19 protein-coding genes are annotated in these 20,438 nt (G+C 71.6%); 13 read left to right on the plus strand and 6 right to left on the minus strand.

The window, feature by feature from the left end; all coding sequences use genetic code 11:
* Nucleotides 1-81: 81 nt before the first annotated feature.
* The 5 genes from DZA62_RS02200 to DZA62_RS02220 form a co-directional block, all read right to left on the minus strand.
* The gene (locus tag DZA62_RS02200) at nt 82-834 is read right to left on the minus strand and encodes a succinate dehydrogenase iron-sulfur subunit (RefSeq protein ID WP_116947119.1); all 753 of its coding nucleotides are present in this window, start codon (nt 832-834) and stop codon (nt 82-84) included.
* Nucleotides 834-2,585 (minus strand): succinate dehydrogenase flavoprotein subunit, encoded by a 1,752-nt coding sequence (sdhA, locus tag DZA62_RS02205; protein ID WP_116947120.1) that lies wholly within the window; start codon nt 2,583-2,585, stop codon nt 834-836. The genes DZA62_RS02200 and sdhA overlap by 1 nt, the downstream gene beginning before the upstream one ends.
* 22 nt (nt 2,586-2,607) lie before the next feature.
* Nucleotides 2,608-3,051 carry a succinate dehydrogenase hydrophobic membrane anchor subunit gene (locus tag DZA62_RS02210; protein ID WP_116947121.1) on the minus strand — a complete coding sequence of 148 codons (444 nt, stop codon included), beginning with the start codon at nt 3,049-3,051 and terminating at the stop codon, nt 2,608-2,610.
* Between the two features lie 5 nt (nt 3,052-3,056).
* Complete coding sequence (gene sdhC / locus DZA62_RS02215; RefSeq protein ID WP_116947122.1) at nt 3,057-3,434, minus strand: succinate dehydrogenase, cytochrome b556 subunit; 378 nt, start codon at nt 3,432-3,434, stop codon at nt 3,057-3,059.
* Nucleotides 3,435-3,609: 175 nt separating this feature from the next.
* Nucleotides 3,610-4,740: a glycosyltransferase family 4 protein gene (locus tag DZA62_RS02220; protein ID WP_116947123.1), complete on the minus strand. Its 1,131-nt coding sequence runs from the start codon at nt 4,738-4,740 to the stop codon at nt 3,610-3,612.
* A gap of 235 nt (nt 4,741-4,975) precedes the next feature.
* Here DZA62_RS02220 and DZA62_RS02225 point away from each other — a divergent pair, with 235 nt between their 5' ends.
* From DZA62_RS02225 to DZA62_RS02270, 10 genes are all read left to right on the plus strand, one after another.
* A complete protein-coding gene (locus DZA62_RS02225; RefSeq protein WP_157987412.1) occupies nt 4,976-5,551 on the plus strand; it encodes a hypothetical protein in 576 nt (191 codons plus the stop codon).
* A gap of 218 nt (nt 5,552-5,769) precedes the next feature.
* Nucleotides 5,770-7,353: an acyl-CoA mutase large subunit family protein gene (locus tag DZA62_RS02230; RefSeq protein WP_116947125.1), complete on the plus strand. Its 1,584-nt coding sequence runs from the start codon at nt 5,770-5,772 to the stop codon at nt 7,351-7,353.
* A 90-nt stretch (nt 7,354-7,443) separates the two neighbouring features.
* Nucleotides 7,444-8,136: a hypothetical protein gene (locus DZA62_RS02235; protein WP_116947126.1), complete on the plus strand. Its 693-nt coding sequence runs from the start codon at nt 7,444-7,446 to the stop codon at nt 8,134-8,136.
* 82 nt (nt 8,137-8,218) lie between these two features.
* A complete protein-coding gene (locus DZA62_RS02240) occupies nt 8,219-9,289 on the plus strand; it encodes a hypothetical protein (RefSeq protein WP_157987413.1) in 1,071 nt (356 codons plus the stop codon).
* A 185-nt stretch (nt 9,290-9,474) separates the two neighbouring features.
* Nucleotides 9,475-10,587 carry a BMP family lipoprotein gene (locus DZA62_RS02245; protein ID WP_116947128.1) on the plus strand — a complete coding sequence of 371 codons (1,113 nt, stop codon included), beginning with the start codon at nt 9,475-9,477 and terminating at the stop codon, nt 10,585-10,587.
* A 100-nt stretch (nt 10,588-10,687) separates the two neighbouring features.
* Complete coding sequence (locus DZA62_RS02250; protein ID WP_116947129.1) at nt 10,688-12,298, plus strand: ABC transporter ATP-binding protein; 1,611 nt, start codon at nt 10,688-10,690, stop codon at nt 12,296-12,298.
* Entirely contained in the window at nt 12,295-13,548 is a 1,254-nt protein-coding gene (locus DZA62_RS02255) for an ABC transporter permease (RefSeq protein ID WP_198663331.1), read from the plus strand. Before DZA62_RS02250 ends, DZA62_RS02255 begins: the two co-directional genes overlap by 4 nt.
* Nucleotides 13,545-14,831 carry an ABC transporter permease gene (locus tag DZA62_RS02260; protein ID WP_116947536.1) on the plus strand — a complete coding sequence of 429 codons (1,287 nt, stop codon included), beginning with the start codon at nt 13,545-13,547 and terminating at the stop codon, nt 14,829-14,831. The genes DZA62_RS02255 and DZA62_RS02260 overlap by 4 nt, the downstream gene beginning before the upstream one ends.
* Nucleotides 14,828-15,235: a cytidine deaminase gene (locus tag DZA62_RS02265; protein ID WP_116947130.1), complete on the plus strand. Its 408-nt coding sequence runs from the start codon at nt 14,828-14,830 to the stop codon at nt 15,233-15,235. The genes DZA62_RS02260 and DZA62_RS02265 overlap by 4 nt, the downstream gene beginning before the upstream one ends.
* Nucleotides 15,236-15,455: 220 nt before the next feature.
* On the plus strand, nt 15,456-16,400 hold the full coding sequence (locus tag DZA62_RS02270) for a chymotrypsin family serine protease (protein WP_116947131.1): 945 nt from the start codon (nt 15,456-15,458) through the stop codon (nt 16,398-16,400).
* A 192-nt stretch (nt 16,401-16,592) separates the two neighbouring features.
* Here the strand turns inward: DZA62_RS02270 and DZA62_RS02275 are convergent, their stop codons facing one another.
* Nucleotides 16,593-17,228: a maleylpyruvate isomerase N-terminal domain-containing protein gene (locus tag DZA62_RS02275; RefSeq protein ID WP_116947132.1), complete on the minus strand. Its 636-nt coding sequence runs from the start codon at nt 17,226-17,228 to the stop codon at nt 16,593-16,595.
* Nucleotides 17,229-17,270: 42 nt separating this feature from the next.
* Here DZA62_RS02275 and DZA62_RS02280 point away from each other — a divergent pair, with 42 nt between their 5' ends.
* From DZA62_RS02280 to DZA62_RS02290, 3 genes are read left to right on the plus strand one after another with little or no spacing between them, the layout of a single operon-like run.
* Complete coding sequence (locus tag DZA62_RS02280; RefSeq protein ID WP_116947133.1) at nt 17,271-18,569, plus strand: thymidine phosphorylase; 1,299 nt, start codon at nt 17,271-17,273, stop codon at nt 18,567-18,569.
* Nucleotides 18,570-18,586: 17 nt separating this feature from the next.
* A complete protein-coding gene (locus tag DZA62_RS02285) occupies nt 18,587-18,940 on the plus strand; it encodes a cupin domain-containing protein (RefSeq protein WP_116947134.1) in 354 nt (117 codons plus the stop codon).
* Between the two features lie 52 nt (nt 18,941-18,992).
* Entirely contained in the window at nt 18,993-20,324 is a 1,332-nt protein-coding gene (locus DZA62_RS02290) for an aminotransferase class I/II-fold pyridoxal phosphate-dependent enzyme (protein WP_116947135.1), read from the plus strand.
* Nucleotides 20,325-20,438: the final 114 nt, after the last annotated feature.

Here is a 20,438-nt window from a genome sequence, read left to right on the forward strand (position 1 = left end):
AATGGTGAGTCGAGCAGGATATAACACACCGTCACATCATCCGTACGGGGCGGGAGAGCCGGCGGCGCCCTCGCGGCCGGTTCAGACGCGGCGGAAGAGGAGGGCGCGCTTGACCTCCTGGATGGCCTTCGTCACCTCGATGCCACGCGGGCAGGCGTCCGTGCAGTTGAACGTCGTCCGGCAGCGCCAGACGCCGTCGCGGTCGTTGAGGATCTCGAGGCGTTCCTCGGCGCCCTCGTCGCGGGAGTCGAAGATGAACCGGTGGGCGCCGACGATGGCCTGCGGGCCGAAGTACTGGCCGTCGGACCAGTAGACCGGGCAGGACGTCGTGCAGGCGGCGCACATGATGCACTTCGTGGTGTCGTCGTAGCGGGCGCGGTCCTCGGGGGACTGACGGCGCTCGCGGGACGGGTCGTTCCCGGACGTGACGAGGAACGGCATGATCGACTTGTACGCCTCGAAGAACGGGTCCATGTCGACCACGAGGTCCTTGAGCACCGCGAGGCCCTTGATCGGCTCGACGGTGATCGGCTTGTCGAGCGGCAGGTCCTTCAGCAGCGTCTTGCAGGCCAGCCGGTTGCGCCCGTTGATGCGCATCGCGTCGGAGCCGCAGATGCCGTGGGCGCACGAGCGCCGGAACGTCAGCGACCCGTCGATCTCCCACTTGATCTTGTGCAGCGCGTCGAGCACCCGGTCGGTGCCGTGCATGGTGACCGTGTGGTCCTCCCAGCGCGGCTCGGTGTCGTTCTCCGGGTTGAACCGGCGCAGCCGCAGCGTGACCTGGAAGGACGGGATCGCGCCGGCGGCCGGCGCGTCGGCAACAGCAGCAGTCATCAGAACTTGCGCTCCATCGGCTGGTAACGAGTGACCACGACGGGCTTGAAGTCGAGCCGCACCCCGGCGCCGTCGTCGTCGGAAGAGCGGTACGCCATGGTGTGGCGCATGTAGTTGACGTCGTCGCGGTTCTGGTAGTCCTCGCGGAAGTGGCCGCCGCGCGACTCCTTGCGCTCCAGGGCGCCGACGACGATGACCTCGGCGAGGTCCAGCAGGAAGCCCAGCTCGACCGCTTCGAGCAGGTCGGTGTTGAACCGGCGGCCCTTGTCCTGGACGGAGACGTTGGCGTAGCGCGTCTTCAGGGCCTGGATGTCGGAGAGCGCCTGCTTCAGCGTCGCCTCGGACCGGAACACCTGCGCGTTCGCGTCCATCGTCTCCTGCAGCTCACGGCGCAGGACGGCGACCCGCTCGCCGTCGGCGCGGTCGCGGATCGCCTCCAGCAGCGCGACGGTGGCGTCGGACGGCGCTTCCGGCAGCTCCACCAGCGGTGCCTTCTCCGCGAACACGGCCGCGGCGAGGCCGGCCCGCCGCCCGAACACGTTGATGTCCAGCAGCGAGTTGGTGCCCAGCCGGTTCGCGCCGTGCACGCTGACGCAGGCCACTTCGCCGGCCGCGTAGAGGCCGGGCAGGACGTGCGTGTTGTCGGCCAGCACCTCCGCGTCGATCGTCGTCGGCATGCCGCCCATCGCGTAGTGCGCGGTCGGGAACACCGGCACCGGCTCGGTGTACGGCTCGACGCCGAGGTAGGTGCGGGCGAACTCGGTGATGTCGGGCAGCTTCGCGTCGATGTGCGACGGCTCGAGGTGGGTGAGGTCGAGCAGGACGTAGTCCTTGTTCGGGCCGGCGCCACGGCCCTCGCGGACCTCGTTGGCCATGGCCCGGGCGACGACGTCACGCGGCGCGAGGTCCTTCAGCGTCGGGGCGTAGCGCTCCATGAACCGCTCGCCCTCGCTGTTGCGCAGGATCGCGCCCTCACCGCGCGCGGCCTCGGACAGCAGGATGCCCAGGCCCGCGAGGCCCGTCGGGTGGAACTGGAAGAACTCCATGTCCTCCAGCGGCAGGCCGCGACGGTACGCGATGGCCATGCCGTCGCCAGTGAGCGTGTGCGCGTTGGACGTGGTCTTGTACACCTTGCCGGCGCCGCCGGTCGCGAAGATGACGGCCTTGGCGCGGAAGACGTGGATCTCGCCGGTGGCCAGTTCGTACGCCACCACACCGGCGGTCCGCTTGACGCCGTCGACCTCGGTGAACAGCAGGTCCAGCACGTAGAACTCGTTGAAGAACTCGACCTCGCGCTTGATGCACTGCTGGTAGAGCGTCTGCAGGATCATGTGGCCGGTGCGGTCGGCGGCGAAGCACGAGCGGCGGACGGCCGCCTCGCCGTGCTTACGGGTGTGGCCGCCGAAGCGGCGCTGGTCGATCAGGCCGTCGGGGGTGCGGTTGAACGGCAGCCCCATCTTCTCCAGGTCGAGGACGGCGTCGATGGCCTCCTTCGCCATCACCTCGGCGGCGTCCTGGTCGACCAGGAAGTCACCGCCCTTGACGGTGTCGAAGGTGTGCCACTCCCAGTTGTCCTCCTCGACGTTGGCCAGGGCGGCACACATGCCGCCCTGGGCCGCGCCGGTGTGCGACCGGGTCGGGTAGAGCTTGGTCAGCACGGCGGTGCGGACCCGCTGGCCGGACTCGAGCGCCGCGCGCATCCCGGCGCCGCCGGCGCCGACGATCACCACGTCGTACTGATGGGTCTGCATGGAACTGCCTCTCGAGCGAGAACTACGGCACCGGGCAGAACGACGGCAGCAGGTCGGCTGCGGCGTCCGGCGGGCACGGGTCGAACGTGAAGATCACCAGCGTTCCGAGCACGATGGTGATGGTGGTGGCCGTGTAGAGCCCGACCTTCAGCCAGAGCCGCACCTGGTCGCGCTCGGCGTAGTCGTTGATGACGGTGCGCAGGCCGTTGGTGCCGTGCAGCATCGCCAGCCACAGCATGAGCAGGTCCCAGACCTGCCAGACCGGGTCGGCCCACTTGCCGGCCACGAAGCCGAAGTCGAGCGCGTTGATGCCGTCGCCGGTCATGAGGTTCACGAACAGGTGCGTGAAGACCAGGATGACCAGCAGCACGCCGGACGCGCGCATGAACATCCACGCGTACATCTCGGTGTTGGTGCGGCCGCGCAGCCGCCGCGGCGACCGCGGGGCGGGAATCGTCGTCGTCATCGGCGTCAGCCCCCGAACACGTGGGAGAGGTGGCGGATCGTGAACGGCACCATCAGCACCACCCAGAGGACCAGGACGGTGATGAACATCTGCTTCTGGTAGCGCGGGCCCTTCGACCAGAAGTCCACGAGGACGATGCGCAGGCCGTTGAACGCGTGGAACACCAGGGCGGCGACCAGCCCGACCTCCAGGAGCCCGACGATCGGGTTCTTGTAGGTGGCGATCACCTCGTTGTACGCCTCTGGCGACACGCGGACCAACGCGGTGTCGAGAACATGGGCGAAGAGGAAGAAGAAGAGGCCGATGCCGGTGACCCGGTGGGCCACCCACGACCACATGCCTTCACGGCCGCGATAGAGCGTGCCAGCAGGCGCCTTGGGCACGAACGTGCTGCCTTCCGATTGCGACGGGGGACGGCCGGGCGTCCGCGCTCGGCCGCCGCTCATGCTAGCCCTGTCGCACGCATCGGGTCCGTGGCTAATCTCACGTCTGGCCTGTTCAGGGCACTGTTCGGACCGTGACATCCCTCACTGAGGCTACCCTAACCAACCGAAGATCCTACGCCGCGGGGGCCGCCTGGCGCTTGCGTGCGATCGCCGTCGCGTAGTGCTCGAGGAGCTGGTCACAGATCGCCTCCCACGACCGCCCGTACACCGACTCGCGGGCGGCGGCGGCCATCCGGACGCGGCGGACCGGGTCGGCGGCGATCCGTCCCACCGCGGCGCGCAGCTGCTCGCCGTCGCCGGTGTCGACGAGGTACCCGGACCAGCCGTGATCGACGAGGTCGATCGGGCCGCCGGCGTTCGGCGCGACGACGGGAACGCCTGAGGCCAGTGCCTCCTGGACCGCCTGGCAGAACGTCTCGGCCGGGCCGGTGTGCACGAACACGTCCAGGCTGGCGTACGCCCTCGAGAGTGCCTGACCGGTGCGGAAGCCGAGGAACGCGGCGTCGGGCAGCGCGGCCCGCAGCGCCTGTTCGCTCGGCCCGCCGCCGACGACGGCCAGTTTGACGCCGGGCAGCCCGGCCAGCGCGGCCAGCGAGGCGACGTGCTTCTCCGGTGCCAGCCGGCCGATGTAGCCGACGATGACCTCGCCGTTCGGGGCCAGCTCGCGGCGCAGTTCCTCGTCGCGGTGCGCCGGGTGGAAGCGGACGAGGTCGACGCCGCGGCCCCAGCGGGCCAGCCGCGGGAAGCCGTGCGCGGCCAGCTGCCGCAGACTCGCCGTCGACGGCGCCAGAGTGAGGTCGGCCTGGTCGTGGACGCGGCGCATCCAGGACCAGATGGCGTCGTCGCCGATCGTGCGCCAGAGCCGGTAGCCACGGGCGAAACCGGCGAGGTCGGTCTGGTAGACGGCGACCGTCGGCAGCCCCAGCCGGGTCGCCGCGTTCATGCCGGCCCGGCCCAGCCAGACGGGCGCCGCCAGGTGCACGACGTCGGGGTCGAAGTCGCGCAGGATCCGGCTGATGCGCCGCCGGGTGGAGATCCCGACGAGGCTGTCGTCGTTGCCCGGCAGCGCGAACGACGGCACTCGCAGCACCTGATGCCCGTCGTACTCCGACACGCCTTCGCCGGGGGCGATCACGAGCCCGGTGTGGCCGCGTCGCGTGAGATGCTCCACCACGCGGCAGACCGAGTTCGTGACACCGTTGATCTGGGGGAGGAACGACTCCGCGACGATCGCTACCCTCATGCCCGCAACGATGCTGTCGCGCGGTGGCGCGACGGAGATGGCCGCATGAACGGCGGTCGACGCGCTGGCGTCGGCTGAGCCGTGTTCGACGCTTCGAGACGCAAGGTTCTCACTATGAGAGACGCACAGTGACGCTGAGTGATCGCGACCCGCAAGATCGATACTACGAGTGCGCCTGCCGGCTCGCGTCGGGCACGGGCGTCTCGGCCGTGACAGGGCGACCTGGGGGTAGCGAGTGACGACCGAGATCGGGACTCCAGCACGCGTGCTGCTCGTCGGAAAGCGGGTGCGCGTTCTCGACGAACTGGGCCGGGCGTTACGCGAGGCCGGCATGGTCGTGCGCGAGGAGACCGATGCCGATGCCGTCCGCTACGGCGTCGACGGCGCCACCATCGACATCCTGGCGCTGGGCCGGGCGGTCACCGGCCCGAAGCGCGACCGGATGATCTCGTCGCTGAAGGCGCAGAACCCCACGCTGCGGGTCGTCGACGGTCTGGCGCCCATTCCGTCGATCATCGTGGCGCAGATCCGCGAGGTCGTCACGGCGCCCAACCGCGACACCCGCATCGTCGGCGCCGCGGCCTACGAGTCCGGCGACAACAGCATCGTGCTGGTGCTGCGCCGGCCCGCCCACCTCGACGTCACGCTGCACCGGCTCGACCCGCTCTACCGGGTGCACGAGACCGACGTCTACACCGGCCCGCTCGACCGCGGCCGCCAGCGGCTGCCGCTGGGGCGGCGGGTCGGCCGGGGCGAGCGGTTCCTCGTCGTCGAGGCCGACCACGAGACGACGGTCCATCCGCTCGGCTGAGCCCGGTCGCCGGTCGCGTGGCTGCGCCGGGCGGGATGTTGGGTTCGCGGGTGTAGACACGGAGGCCAACGGTTGGCGTCTGCGTCTACACGCCCGAACGGAAGTCCCAGCGCGGGCGAGCCGACACCGTCGCACGGACCGCGTGTGGACAAAGTCACCACCCATACCTCCCGCTGGGTCACTACCGTGAAGGGATCCAGCGGACGGAGGTGACAGGCATGGCCACGAGCGCGACGGAGTCCGGGCTGCCGATCGAGCCCGTCTATCGGCCGGAGGCGCTCGACGGCTGGCCGGCGGACGAACGGCTGGGCGAGCCGGGCGCGTACCCGTACACCCGCGGCGTCTACCCGACGATGTACACCGGCCGGCCCTGGACCATGCGCCAGTACGCCGGATTCGGCACCGCCGCGGAGTCCAACCGGCGCTATCACCAGCTGGTCGAGGCCGGCACCGGCGGCCTGTCGGTCGCGTTCGACCTGCCCACCCAGATGGGCTACGACTCCGACGCGCCGGTGGCCGCCGGCGAGGTCGGCAAGGTCGGCGTGGCCATCGACTCGGTCGAGGACATGCGCGTGCTCTTCGACGGCATCCCGCTGGGCGAGGTGTCGACGTCGATGACGATCAACGCGCCGGCGTCGCTGCTGTTGCTGCTGTACCAGCTGGTCGGGCAGGAGCAGGGGGTCGGCGGCGACCACCTGACCGGCACCATCCAGAACGACGTGCTCAAGGAGTACATCGCCCGCGGCACCTACATCTACCCGCCGGCCGCGTCGCTCCGGCTGACCAGCGACATCTTCGGCTACTGCCGGCGCGAGCTGCCGCGCTGGAACACCATCTCGATCTCCGGCTACCACATGGCCGAGGCCGGGGCGACGCCCGTGCAGGAGGTCGCGTTCACGCTGGCCAACGCGCGCGAGTACGTGCGTGCGGCGCTCTCGGCCGGGCTGGGCGTCGACGAGTTCGCGCCGCGGCTGTCGTTCTTCTTCGTGTCGCGGACGACGCTCCTCGAGGAGGTCGCGAAGTTCCGTGCCGCCCGTCGCATCTGGTCCCGCGTCATGCGCGACGAGTTCGGCGCCACGAACCCGAAGTCGCAGATGCTGCGGTTCCACACGCAGACGGCGGGCGTGCAGCTCACGGCGCAGCAGCCGGAGGTGAACCTCGTCCGGGTCGCGGTGCAGGCGCTGGCCGCGGTGCTCGGCGGCACCCAGTCGCTGCACACGAACTCCTACGACGAGGCCATCGCGCTGCCGACGGAGAAAGCGGCCCGGCTGGCGCTGCGCACCCAGCAGGTGCTCGCCTACGAGACCGACGTCACCCACACGGTCGACCCGTTCGCCGGCTCGTACGCGGTCGAGTCGCTCACCGACGAGCTCGAGGCGGCCGCGGTCGAGCTGATGACGCGGGTCGAGGACATGGGCGGCGCCGTCGCGGCCATCGAGCGCGGCTTCCAGAAGGAGCAGATCGAGCAGTCCGCGTACGACGTCGCCAAGCAGATCGACGGCGGCGAACGCACCGTCGTCGGCGTCAACCGTTTCGTCACCAACGACGAGGAGCCGTACGAGCCGCTGCGCGTCGACCCCGCCATCGAGCAGGCGCAGGCCGCGCGGCTGGCCGCGCTGCGCTCGTCTCGCGACGGCGACGTGGTCGGCCGTGCGCTGGACTCGTTGCGCGCGGCGGCGGCGGGGACCGACAACGTGCTGGTCCCGATGCGCGACGCGCTCGCCGCCCGCGCCACCGTCGGTGAGGTGTGCGACGCGTTGCGCGAGGTGTGGGGCACGTACACGCCGCCGGCCGGAATCTGACCGGCCGGCGCCAACCCCGCGGCCGGTTCCGTCGCCCTTGTCCGAGGTGGAACGTACGATGTGGCCGTCCACACACCGACGGAGGGACACATGAGCCGACGCGCGCTGGTGCTGGGCGCCACCGTGTTCGTGTTCCTGCTGCCCGCGTCGTGCTCGTCGGCGGGCGAGGAGCCGGCCGGTCTCAGCGACGGCACGACCACCGTGCCGGCCACGGAGTCCGCGTCCGCCGCCCCCACCGACCAGCCCACCGAGACCACCGTGCCCGGCGACGAGCCGGCCGAGCCCGCGCCGGAGCCCGGCCCCACGTTCACCCCGCCGTACCTGCCGCCCGGTGAGGAACGCACCGTCGAGCTGCTCACCGAGCTGCCCATCGAGGCGCCCGGCGACGCCACCGACGAGGAGCTCGCGGTGCTGCAGGGCGCCGGCCGGTTCATGGCCAGCTGGGACGCCGTCCTGTTCGGCGCCGGCGACGAACAGTCCGGCATCCTCCGCACGGCCGTCGACCCCCAGCTGGGCCGGCTGCTCAACTACATGATCGAGTCGGTCTCGAAGCAGCGGGTCGTCGTCGGCGAACCGACGCAGCTCGTGCTGCGCGGCGTCTCCGTCGACGGAGACGCCGCCGAGGTCGACGTCTGCACCATCATGCGCGACTGGGTGCAGTACATCGGCGGCACGCCCGAGCCACAGCCCGAGGTCGAGCGGCTGGTGCTGACGATGACGCTCGTCGACGGGGCCTGGCTGGCGTCCGACACCGAGCAGGCCGACCCCGCTCCGTGCGAGTGAGACGGTCTCCTGACGCCGTCCGTCGCCGGTGATAAGGTCCGGGTTCCACCGTTGTGACCATGTATGCCACCGGATGTGAGTCATGAGGCGAGTCGTGCGAGCCCTGTCCACCGTCGTCGCCTGCGCGTCCCTGGTGCTGGCCGGGCCGAGCCTGGCCGCAGCGCGCGACGGCGTGGGCGGCGACGACACCGGTGACGGCTACGAGGTCGGCGTTGAGGTCACGCTGACCGGCGACGGCGCTCCCGGCGACGGCGGCAGCTACTCCATCTCGCTCCCGCCGGTCTGCTGGTGGGAGCGGCTCGACGGCCGCATGCTGGGCGACGGCGCCAGCGTCGATGCAGGCGACCCCGAGGCCGTGCTCAAGTGGTACGAAGAGACCTACCCGACCCTCGACGGGTCGTTCTCGTTCGCTCGCGGGATGTTCCCCGACCGGTCGGTGTTCGAGGAGGCCATCGCGCGGGAGGCCGCCGGTACCGACCTGACCTGGTACCAGGTCAGGGCCGGCGACGCCGGCAGCGTGGACGACATGATGAAGTGCGCCCAGGGGTCCAACAACGGCGGGGTGAACGGCGACATCCCGATCATCTACTGGCCGTGGGTCGACGGCGAGCCGCCGGCGCCGGCCGTCGACCCCGAGACGCTGGCCATCGAGGCCCGCGAGGTCATGGTCATCGACGAACCCGAGGTCGAGCGCAACCCGCGGCTGGCCGGCGGCCTCGACGGCGCCACGTTCGTCCACGTGAACACCTGGTTCTGGGTCGTCGACCCCGAGATGGTCGGCGGCAACGGCGGCACCCGCACCATCCGCGCCGACGTCGTGGGCGCGAACGTGTGGGCCGAGGTCACCGCGACCACCGACGGCCTCTCCATCGCCTCGCCCAACGGCTCGCAGCAGTGCGACCCCGAGCGCGCGCAGCGGGTCTGGGCGCCCGACTCCGCCGACGCCGACGGCTGCACCGTCGAGTTCACCCGCGCCTCCGTCGCCTACCCGGGCGGCTACCCGGTCACCGCCGCCACCGAGTGGACGGCGTCGTGGGAGGGCCAGGAGGAGGACGGCACCACCGTCGGCGGCGACCTCGACCCGCTGCGACGTGAAGCGACGGTCGACGTCCCGGTCGCCGAGGTGCAGACCATCGTCAAACGGGTCGGCTGAGGGCACCCCCCGGCGCTTTCGCTGTGCGGCGGTTCGACAGCGACTTGGTCACGGATGCATTTCGGCCGTTCAGCGGGCGTTCAAATGGCGAGATAGGCGGTTAGCCTACGCCTTGGATTCGTAGCGATTTCGGCCCACCGCATACGAGGCATGGCCGATCGACCATCTGGGGCCTGGAGGGGCAGATGAACAAGAGGTTTCGGCTCGCCGCCGCGGTGAGCGCGGTCGCGCTCGCGGTGGCCGCCTGTGGCGAGGCTCCGGACGAGAGCGGCGACGGCACCGCGACCGGCGGCAGCACCGGCACCGGCGGCACCGGCGACTTCACCGCCTGCATGGTCTCCGACCAGGGCGGCATCAACGACAAGTCGTTCAACGAGACGTCGTACAACGGCCTGGTGCTCGCCCAGGAAGAGGGCATCATCCCGGAGCCGAAGTTCGCCGAGTCGCAGACCGACGCGGACTACGGCCCGAACGTCACCGCGATGGTGCAGGACGACTGCGGCATCATCGTCACGGTCGGCTTCCTGCTCGCCGACGCCACGCGCGAGGCGGCCGAGTCCAACCCCGAGGAACACTTCGCGATCGTCGACTACCAGTACACCGACGAGACCGGCACGCCGACGCCCATCGACAACGTCAAGCCGCTGGTGTTCAACACCCAGGAGGCGGCGTTCATGGCCGGCTACGCGTCGGCCGCCTACTCCAAGACCGGCATCGTCGGCACCTGGGGCGGCGCGCCGATCCCGACCGTCACCATCTTCATGGACGGCTTCTACGACGGCGTCCAGTACTACAACGAGCAGAAGGGCGCCGACGTCCAGGTGCTCGGCTGGGACAAGGCGACGCAGGACGGCCAGTTCGTCGGCGACTTCGCCAACACCGGCCTGGCCCGCCAGATCAGCGACAACCTGATCAGCCAGGGCGCCGACGTCCTGCACCCGGTCGCCGGCCCGCTGGCCGAGAGCGCGGCCATCGCGGCGCAGGCGGCGGGCAACGTCGCAGTCGTGTGGGCCGACTCCGACGGCTTCGAGTCCGCGCCCGACTACGGCGACGTCATCCTGACGTCGGTGCTCAAGGGCATGGACCAGGCCGTCCTCGCGGCGACGCAGGAGGCGGCGGACGACGCGTTCAACAACGAGCCGTACGTCGGCACGCTCGAGAACGGCGGCGTCGGCCTCGCGCCGTTCCACGACTTCGACGCTGAGGTCACGCAGGAGACGAAGGACGAGCTCTCGCAGATCCAGGAGCAGATCATCTCCGGCGACCTCGTCGTCCAGTCGGACGCGGCGTTCTCCTGACAGTCGGTCACGGCCACCCCGAACGGCCCGGTCAACGGGCCGTTCGGGGTACCGTCGTGCTCACTTCATCGCTCGCACCACGAGGAGGGCGGTCCGGCCGTTGAAGCTCGAACTGCGCGGCATCACCAAGCGCTTCGGCAGCCTGGTGGCCAACGATTCCATCGACCTGGTGGTCGAACCGGGCGAGATCCACTGCCTGCTCGGTGAGAACGGCGCCGGCAAGAGCACGTTGATGAACGTGCTGTACGGCCTGTACCAGCCCGACGACGGCCAGATCGTCGTCAACGACCAGAAGGTCGCGTTCTCCGGCCCCGGCGACGCCATGGCGGCCGGTATCGGCATGGTGCACCAGCACTTCATGCTGATCCCGGTGTTCACGGTCGCCGAGAACGTCATGCTCGGCCAGGAGCACGTCGGCGCCGGCGGGCTGCTCGACATGGAGGCCGCCCGGCGCGACGTCCGCGAGATCTCCGAACGGTACGGCTTCAACGTCGACCCCGACGCCTACGTCGAGAACCTCCCCGTCGGTGTGCAGCAGCGGGTCGAGATCATCAAGGCGCTGGTCCGCAAGGCCGACGTGCTGATCCTCGACGAGCCGACCGCGGTGCTGACGCCGCAGGAGACCGACGAGCTGATCGCGATCATGCGCCAGCTCAAGGCCGACGGCACGTCGATCGTGTTCATCACGCACAAGCTGCGTGAGGTCAAGGCCATCGCCGACCGCATCACCGTCATCCGCCGCGGCGCTGTCGTCGGCGAGGCGTCGCCCGGCGCCTCCGAGAGCGAGCTCGCCTCGATGATGGTGGGCCGCGCCGTCAGCCTCACCGTCGACAAGGAGCCGGCCGAGCCGGGCGACGTCGAGTTCTCCGTCACCGGCCTCAGCGTCGTCGACGACCGCGGCACCGCCGTCGTCGACGACGTCTCCTTCGAGGTCCGCGGTGGCGAGATCCTCGCCGTCGGCGGCGTCCAGGGCAACGGCCAGACCGAGCTGGTCGAGGCGATCCTCGGCGTGCAGGAGCGCGTCACCGGGTCGATCCGGCTCGGCGGCCGGGAACTGCTCGGCCGCGGCGTCGACGACGTGCTGGCGGCCGGTGTCGGGTTCGTGCCCGAGGACCGCACCGTCGACGGCGTCGTCTCCAGTTTCTCCGTCGCCGAGAACCTCGTCCTCGACCTCTACAAGCGCGCGCCGTTCGCCCGTGGCCTGTCGCTGCGCGGCTCGGAGCTGGCGAAGAACGCGCGGCAGCGGGTCGAGGAGTTCGACATCCGCACGAGCAGCATCGACACCCCGGCCGGCACCCTGTCCGGCGGCAACCAGCAGAAGGTGGTCGTCGCCCGTGAGCTGTCCCGGTCGCTCAAGTTGTTCATCGCCGCGCAGCCGACCCGTGGCCTCGACGTCGGTTCCATCGAGTTCGTGCACAAGCGCATCGTGCGCGAGCGCGACCAGGGCACGCCGGTGATCATCGTCTCCACCGAGCTGGACGAGATCAGCGCGCTGGCCGACCGCATCGCCGTCATGTACCGCGGCCGCATCGTCGGCATCGTGCCCGGCGACACCGACCGCGACGTGCTCGGCCTGATGATGGCCGGCATCGCCCCGGACGAGGCGAAAGCGGAGGCAGAGGCGAACCCGACGGAGGTCGAGCACGCCGGCGAGACCGTCACCGACACCGCCCCCGACGCCGCCGGCGACCAGAAGGACGGACAGTCGTGACCGACACCTTGCCCCCCGCGTCCGCGCCCGAGGAGGAGCGGCCGGAGGTGCCCGCCGAGGAGACGTTCTTCCAGCGGTTCATGCGCGAGCTGACCAGCGGCAGCATCCTGGTGACGATCCTCTCGGTGGTGCTGGCGCTGTTCATCGGCGCGCTGCTGATCGCCGCGTCGGACCCGGACGTCCAGGACCGCGCGAGCTACTTCTTCTCCCGGCCCGGTGACACCCTCGAGGCCGCCTGGAGCGCCGTCAGCAACGCCTACAGCGCGCTGTTCACCGGCTCGATCATCGACATCAACGAGTACACCGTCGGCCGGGCGCTGCGTCCGCTGGCGGAGACCGCGACCAACGCCGCGCCGCTGATCGCCGCCGGCCTCGGCGTCGCGCTGGCCTTCCGCGCCGGCCTGTTCAACATCGGCGCCGAGGGCCAGATCATCCTGGGCGCCATCCTGGCCGGCTACGTCGGTTTCGGGATGCACCTGCCGACCGGCCTGCACCTGATCGTCGGCGTGCTGGCCGGCATCGTCGGCGGCGCCATCTGGGGCGGCATCGTCGGCCTGCTGAAGGCACGCACCGGCGCCCACGAGGTCATCGTCACGATCATGCTCAACTATGTGGCGCGGTTCCTCATCGCCTACCTGCTGACGACGTCGGCGTTCCAGCGGCCCGGGGCGTCGAACCCGGTCAGCCCGATCGTCGACGAGAACGCGCAACTGACGCGGTTCTTCTCCGACTCCCGGCTGCACCTCGGGTTCGTGCTGGTCATCCTCGCCGCGTTCGGGGTCTGGTGGCTGCTCGAGCGCAGCACGATGGGCTTCGAGTTCCGCGCCGTCGGCGCCAACCCGAACGCCGCCCGCACCGCGGGCATGTCCGTCAGCCGCACCTACATCTGGGTGATGCTGCTGGCCGGTGGGCTGGCCGGGCTCGCGGGTGTCATGCAGGTGCTCGGCACCGAGCGGTACCTCACCGCCGGCATCTCCGCCGGCATCGGGTTCGACGCGATCACCGTCGCGCTGCTCGGCCGGGCCAGTCCCTGGGGGACGGTGGCCGCGGGCCTGCTGTTCGGCGCGCTGCGCGCCGGCGGCGTGCCCATGCAGGCCAGCACCGGCACGCCCATCGACATCATCGTCGTCATCCAGTCGCTCATCGTGCTGTTCATCGCGGCACCGCCGCTGGTCCGGGCGATCTTCCGGGTGCCCGTCCGCTCGGCCGGGCAACCCGTCGCCGGGCTGCAGAGGGGGTGGGGCGCGTGAGCGCGCAGACCGTCGTGGCACCGCCCACTCCGACCGGCCAGGACCTCGCCGTCCGGCCGAGCTGGAAGGCGCCCATCGCGTTCGCCGTCCTCGCACTGGTCGCGCTGATCACCTTCGGCATCCTCGGCGAGTCCGGCCAGACCAGCACGTTCGGCATCTCCACCAGCTCCGACGCGTGGCAGATCGACCCGCTGGCGCTGTCGTCGCAGCCGGTCGCGCTCGGGCTGTCGCTGGTCTGCGTCGTCATCGCGGCGTACTCCGCCTGGCTGGTCCGGCAGGGGCAGTCGGTGCCGGTCTGGCTGACGGTGCTGTTCGCGATCGCGTTCGTGCTGGCGTTCCTCGTCTGGGCCGTGGCCGGCGAGCAGATCTCGTTCACGTCGCTGCTGCAGGGCGCGCTGGCGCTGTCGGTGCCGCTCGTCTTCGGTGCGTTGTCCGGTGTGCTGTGCGAGCGGGCCGGCGTCATCAACATCGCCATCGAGGGCCAGTTGCTGGCGGGCGCGTTCCTGTCCGCCGTCGTCGCCACGCTGACCGGCAGTCTCTACGTCGGCCTTCTCGCCGCGATCGTGGCCGGCCTGCTGGTGGCGTTCGTGCTGGCGGTCTTCGCGATCAAGTACATCGTCAACCAGATCATCGTCGGCGTCGTGCTGAACGTGCTGGTGCTGGGCGTGACGAACTTCCTCTACGGCCAGTTGCTGGCGCCCGAGGCGTCGACCTGGAACAGCCCCGGCACGCTGCCTCGGGTGGAGATCCCGCTGCTCAGCGAGATCCCGGTGATCGGGCCCGTGGTGTTCGAGCAGACGATCATCGTCTACGCCATGTACGTCACCGTGATCCTCGTGCAGATCGCGCTGTTCCGCACCCGTTGGGGGCTGCGCGTCCGCTCCGTCGGTGAGCACCCCAAGGCCGCCGACACTCTGGGCATCAAGGTCAACACGGTGCGCTTCCGCAACGTCCTGCTGGGCGGCGCGGTCGCCGGCCTCGGTGGCGCGTTCTTCACGCTCGGCAACGTCGGCGCGTTCAGCCGGGAGATGTCGGCCGGCCAGGGCTTCATCGCGCTCGCCGCGATGATCTTCGGCCGGTGGAGCCCGCTGGGGGCGCTGGGTGCCGCGTTGCTGTTCGGGTTCGCGAACAACCTGCAGAGCGTGCTGGGGATCATCGGCACGCCGATCCCCAGCGAGTTCATGCTCATGCTGCCGTACATCCTGACGATCTTCGCGGTCGCCGGGCTGGTCGGCCGGGTTCGGGCGCCGGCCGCCGACGGCGAGCCGTACGTGAAGTCGTGACCGCTCCCGTCGTCGACTGGGACGCCTTGCGCGCGGCCGCCGTCGAGGTGGCCGCACGCGCGTACGCGCCGTACTCCGGCTTCCCGGTCGGCGCGGCGGCCCTGGTCGACGACGGCCGCGTCGTCACCGGCTGCAACGTCGAGAACGCCGCCTACGGCGTCACGCTGTGCGCCGAGTGCGGGCTGGTGTCGTCGCTGGTCGCCGGTGGCGGCGGCCGGCTGGTCGCGTTCACCTGCGTCGGCGGGACCGACCGCCGGCTCACCATGCCGTGCGGCCGCTGCCGGCAGCTGCTCTGGGAGCATGGCGGCGCGTCGTTGCTGGTCGAGACGCCGCTCGGCATCCAGACGATGGACCAGGTGCTGCCGCAGGCGTTCGGTCCGGAGGAACTGCCGAAGCGCCCCTAGCGGCGGCCGGCGCTGGTGGGCGCCCGCAGCAACGCCCGCCGAGCGCTTCGTCGATCGACGGACGTGTGCGGGCGGGCGAGCGCCGGCCGGGCTGCGTCGACGGCAAGTGTCGGTGCCCGCCCGTAGGGTGGGAATCCCTCCCGTCGGGGCGGGGCCCGCCCACGGGCGCGAGACCCACCGGTCCGGCGGGGCCTGTCCGCGACCGTCCCCGGGAGTCGCCATGGAGCTGCAGACCGCACGCGAGATCAAGGCCGAACTTCGCCGGCGGACGACGGTGCTGGCCGCGCCGCCCCGTCCGCACACCCCCACCGGCGGCGTCGCCGTCGGCGTGTGCGTCGTCGGGCCGGCCACCTACGGCATCGCCGTCCGCACGTTCGGGTCGTCCCCGCTCGCCGACGAGGTGGTCGCCGCCGGTCGCGAACTGGCCGGCGACGAGTGCGACATCCGCGACGTCGGCGTCGTCCGAGCGTTCCAGTGGGACGCCGCCGAGCTGCGCAAACGGCAGCGGCCGCTGCGGCCCGGACTGTCCGTGTCGCACGTCGACGTCACGGCAGGGACCATCGGCGCGTTCGTCACCGACGAGTCCGGCGCCTTGCTCGTGCTGTCGAACAACCACGTCCTGGCCGACTCCGACCGCGGCGCTGCCGGCGACATCGTCGTCCAGCCCGGGGTGGCCGACGGCGGCACGGCGGCCGGCGACCGCATCGGCGTCCTCGACGGCGTCGTGGCCCTCGACCCCGTGGCGCCCAACCTCGTCGACGCCGCCACCGCCCGCCTCGACGACGGCATCGAGGTGTCGGCCGAGTACCCGGCCGGCGCGCTGGCAGGCTGGGTCGCCGTCACCGACGACATCGAGGTCGAGAAGGCCGGCCGCACCACCGGCGTCACACGGGGCCGCGTCAGCGCCATCGAGATCGACGGCATCAGCGTCCAGTACCCGGCCGGCGTCATGGACTTCGACGACCAGATCGAGGTCACCGGCGCCGGGTCCACCGACTTCTCCGCCGGCGGCGACAGCGGATCGCTGGTCTACCGGCCCGACACCCGCGAGGCGGTCGGCCTGCTGTTCGCCGGCAGCGACACCGGCGGTCCGAACGGCCAGGGGCTCACCTACTGCAATCCGATCGGCGTCGTACTCGACCGCCTCGGCGTTCACCTCGCCTGAGACCGGCCGGCCCCACGGAACCCGCGGAGGGTCTGGATCCCGGGACCCGACCTCCTGCCGCGCCTCGCGCGCCGGATCGGTGTGTCGGACTGGCGTTGGCCTGACGACCTGCCGGATCGGTGTGTCGGACTGGCGTTGGCCTGACGACCGGAGCATCCGTGGCCGCCACCGGAACCGGCGCGGCGCCGTACCTCAGATCGCTGTGACGTCCGACGGCGCACGCTCGGCCCGCGCCAATGCCCGCAGCACCGCCGGAGCACCGTGCTTGCGCGCCGACAGCGTCGTCAGCAGTGCGAACACCGGGTTCAGTGCGGCGTCAGGCAGGTCCGGGGTGTCGACGCCGACGCTGACGGCGAGGTCGTCGTCGTGGACGGCGATCTCCAGGAGCCGCGTCGTCAGGTAGTCGTCGAGGGTCAGCGACCAGCGGCCGGCCAGATGAACCACCCGGTCGGCCGGCTCGGCGGACAGGGCGGCGCGGAGCGTGGCGAGGGCGGCCGCCGTCCGCTCGACCAGGACAGCGGGGCCGTCAGCCGCGTTCGCGTCGCCGCCCGCTCGGATCGCGACGTTCGTCTCGGCGTCGACGCCGGTGCCGATCCAGGGGGCCCGCGTGTAGTGGTCGAGCAGAGCGGCCGGCGGCTCCTCCGGCACCAGAGTGGCCAGCACGCCCGGCACCGCGAGCACCTGGCCGGCGAGGTGCCCGGCCAGCCCGCCGACGGTGAACGCCTCGAGCGCGCTCGGCTCGTCCCAGCGCGCCTCGACCGCAGGGTCGCCGAGCAGCGTGAGCGCCGCCCCGGCCGCGTCGAGATAGGCCTGCCGCACCGTCGTCATGCCGCCAGCCTATGGGCGTGCCGGAAATGCGATGATCCCACCATGGCAGCACCCGAACCCTTCGACGCCGTCGACGTCATCCGGACCAAGCGCGATCGCGGCGAGCTGTTCGACGGACAGATCGACTGGGTCGTCGACGCGTACACGCGCGGCGTCGTCGCCGACGAGCAGATGTCGGCGCTGGCGATGGCGATCCTGCTCAACGGCATGGCGCGGCGCGAGATCGCCCGCTGGACCGACGCGATGATCCGCACCGGCCGGCGCATGGACTGGTCCGCCGTCGAGCGGCCGACCACCGACAAGCACTCCACAGGCGGCGTCGGCGACAAGATCACCCTGCCGCTGGCGCCGACGGTGGCGGCCTGCGGCGCCGCTGTGCCGCAGCTGTCCGGCCGTGGGCTCGGCCACACCGGCGGCACGCTGGACAAGTTGGAGTCGATCCCGGGCTGGCGGGCGTCGCTGTCGGCCGACGAGATGCTCGGTGTGCTGCGGTCGACCGGCGCGGTCGTCTGCGCCGCCGGCGACGACCTCGCCCCGGCCGACAAGAAGCTGTATGCGCTGCGCGACGTCACCGGCACCGTCGAGGCGATCCCGCTGATCGCGTCGTCGATCATGAGCAAGAAGATCGCCGAGGGCACCGGCGCGCTCGTCCTCGACGTCAAGGTCGGCTCGGGCGCCTTCATGAAGGACGTCGATTCCGCGCGGGAACTGGCGTCGACGATGGTCGCGCTCGGCTCCGACGCCGGCGTCCGGACGGTCGCGCTGCTCACGAACATGGAGACGCCCCTCGGGCTGACGGCCGGCAACGCGCTCGAGGTGCGCGAATCGGTCGAGGTCCTCGACGGCGGCGGCCCCGACGACGTCGTCGAGCTGACCGTCACCCTGGCGCGCGAGATGCTGGCCGCAGCGGGCCTGTCGGGCGGCAAGGATCCGGCCGACGCGCTGAAGGACGGGTCGGCGATGGACGTGTGGCGGCGGATGATCGCGGCGCAGGGCGGCGATCCGTCCGCGCCGCTGCCTACCGCGCGCGAGACGCAGACTGTTCTCGCGCCGGCGTCCGGTGTGCTGGCACAGTTGGACGCGTACCAGGTGGGCGTCGCGGCGTGGCGGCTCGGCGCCGGCCGGGCCCGCAAGGACGAGTCCGTGCAGGCCGGCGCCGGGGTGGAGCTGCACGCCAAGCCGGGCGCCGTCGTGCGGGCGGGCGAGCCGCTGCTCACGCTGCACACCGACGAGCCGGCCCGGTTCGACCGCGCCCTCGAGGCCCTCGACGGCGGTTACCTGATCGCGCCGGAGGGCAGCCGGCCGGACCTGCCCGCGCTGGTCATCGACCGCATCGGCTGACCGTCTACGCTCGCGCCATGGTGAGACTGATCGACGCGCCCGCCCGCATCCCGGTGCCCGGCGGCAAGGTCATCGACGAGTACGTCGGCCGCGTCGCCACCCGGAGCGACGCGGTGTCGGTGGCGCGCATGCAGGCGCCGCCTGGATGGGACGAACCCGCGCAGACTCCGGAGTTCGACGAGATCACGCTGGTGCTCGCCGGCAGCGTCGTCGTCGAGCACGACGGCGGCAGCACCACGGTCGCCGCCGGGCAGGCCCTGTACACGCCGGCCGGTGAGCGGGTGCGCTACACCGCCGGTCCCGACGGCGCGGAGTACTTCGCGGTCTGCCTGCCGGCGTTCGCTCCCGACCTCGCCCGCCGCGAGGGCTGACGCGTCCGCACGGCCAGATACGTCCCACAGCTGTACCAGTACAGTTGCGGGCATGGCAGCCGAGCACGTGATCGCCGGTCGCACGTCGCGGGCCATCGCCGACAGCGTCGAGGCGGCGATCGAGTCCGGCCGGCTGGCCGAGACCGAGGCGCTGCCGTCGGTGCGTGGTCTTGCGGCGCGCCTCGGCGTCAGCCCGACGACGGTGTCCACCGCGTACCGCGACCTGCGGTTGCGTGGTGTCGTCACGAGCGAGGCGGGCCGGGTCACGAGGGTCGGCGTCCGTCCGGTCAGCCGGGCGCAGCAGTACGGCCCGGTGGGCCCCGGCGTCCGTGACCTCAGCGACGGCAACCCCGACCCCGAGCTGTTGCCCGACGTCGCCGCGGCGGTGCGCCGGCTGGAGCTGCCGCGGTTCCTGTACGGGGCGCCGGCGGTGCTGCCGGAGCTCGCCGAGATCGGGCTCGCGCAGTTCGGCGACCTCCCCGCTTGGCTGCGCTCGAACGCCGGGCCGCTCGCCGTCGTCGGTGGAGCGATGGACGGGGTCGAGCGGGTGCTGGCCAGCCGGGCCCGGCCGAACGACCGCGTCGCCGTCGAGGATCCCGGCTACCCGGGCGTGCTCGAGCTGGTCCGGTCGATGGGCATGGTGCCGGTCGGTGTCGCCGTCGACGACGCGGGGCCGGTGCCGTCGTCGCTGGCGGAGGCGCTGGGCGGCGGGCCGGTCGCGTTCGTCGTCACGCCGCGGGCGCAGAACCCCACCGGCGCCGCCGTCGACGCGGCCCGGGCGCGCGAGTTGCGCGTCGTCCTCGACGACCACCCGGACGTCCTGGTCGTCGAGGACGACCACGCGTCGCTGATCGCCGGCGCGCCGTACGCCTCCACCTGCGTCGGCCGCCGGTCGTGGGCGATCGTGCGCACGACCAGCAAGGTGCTGGGGCCGGACCTTCGCACCGGCTTCCTGCTCGCCGATCCGCGCACCGCCCGCCGGGTCGCCGAACGGCAGCTGGTCGGCGCGGGGTGGGTGAGCCACGTGCTGCAACACCTGGTGGTGCGGCTGTGGTCGGACGACGACGTCCGCAACGGCATGCGCCTGGCCGGCGACCTCTATCGGAAACGGCGGCAGGCCCTGCTGAACCGGCTGGCCGAGCGCGGCATCGCGGCGCACGGCCGCTCCGGGCTCAACGTCTGGGTGCCGGTGCCGCACGAGGTCCCGGTCGTGCAGGCGCTGCATGGCCGCGGCTGGGCGGTCCGCGCCGGCGAGCCGCATCGCACCCACAGCGAACCGTTCATCCGCATCACGACGGCGACCCTGACGACTGACGACGCGGACCGGCTCGCCGCGGACGTCGCCGCGGTGCTCGGCCGGTCCCGGCGAACGCGGCTGGCGTGACGGCTGCGGCGGCGTCGCCGCGGCCGGGGAGGGCAGGCGGGTCTGCTGGAGAACGCGGTATGGCGGCGCTGTGGTGGGCCGTCGGGCGGGCTGGTCGCCGTGGCGGCGCTGTGG

The organism is Jiangella endophytica, from assembly GCF_003427025.1.
Lineage (GTDB): Bacteria > Actinomycetota > Actinomycetes > Jiangellales > Jiangellaceae > Jiangella > Jiangella endophytica.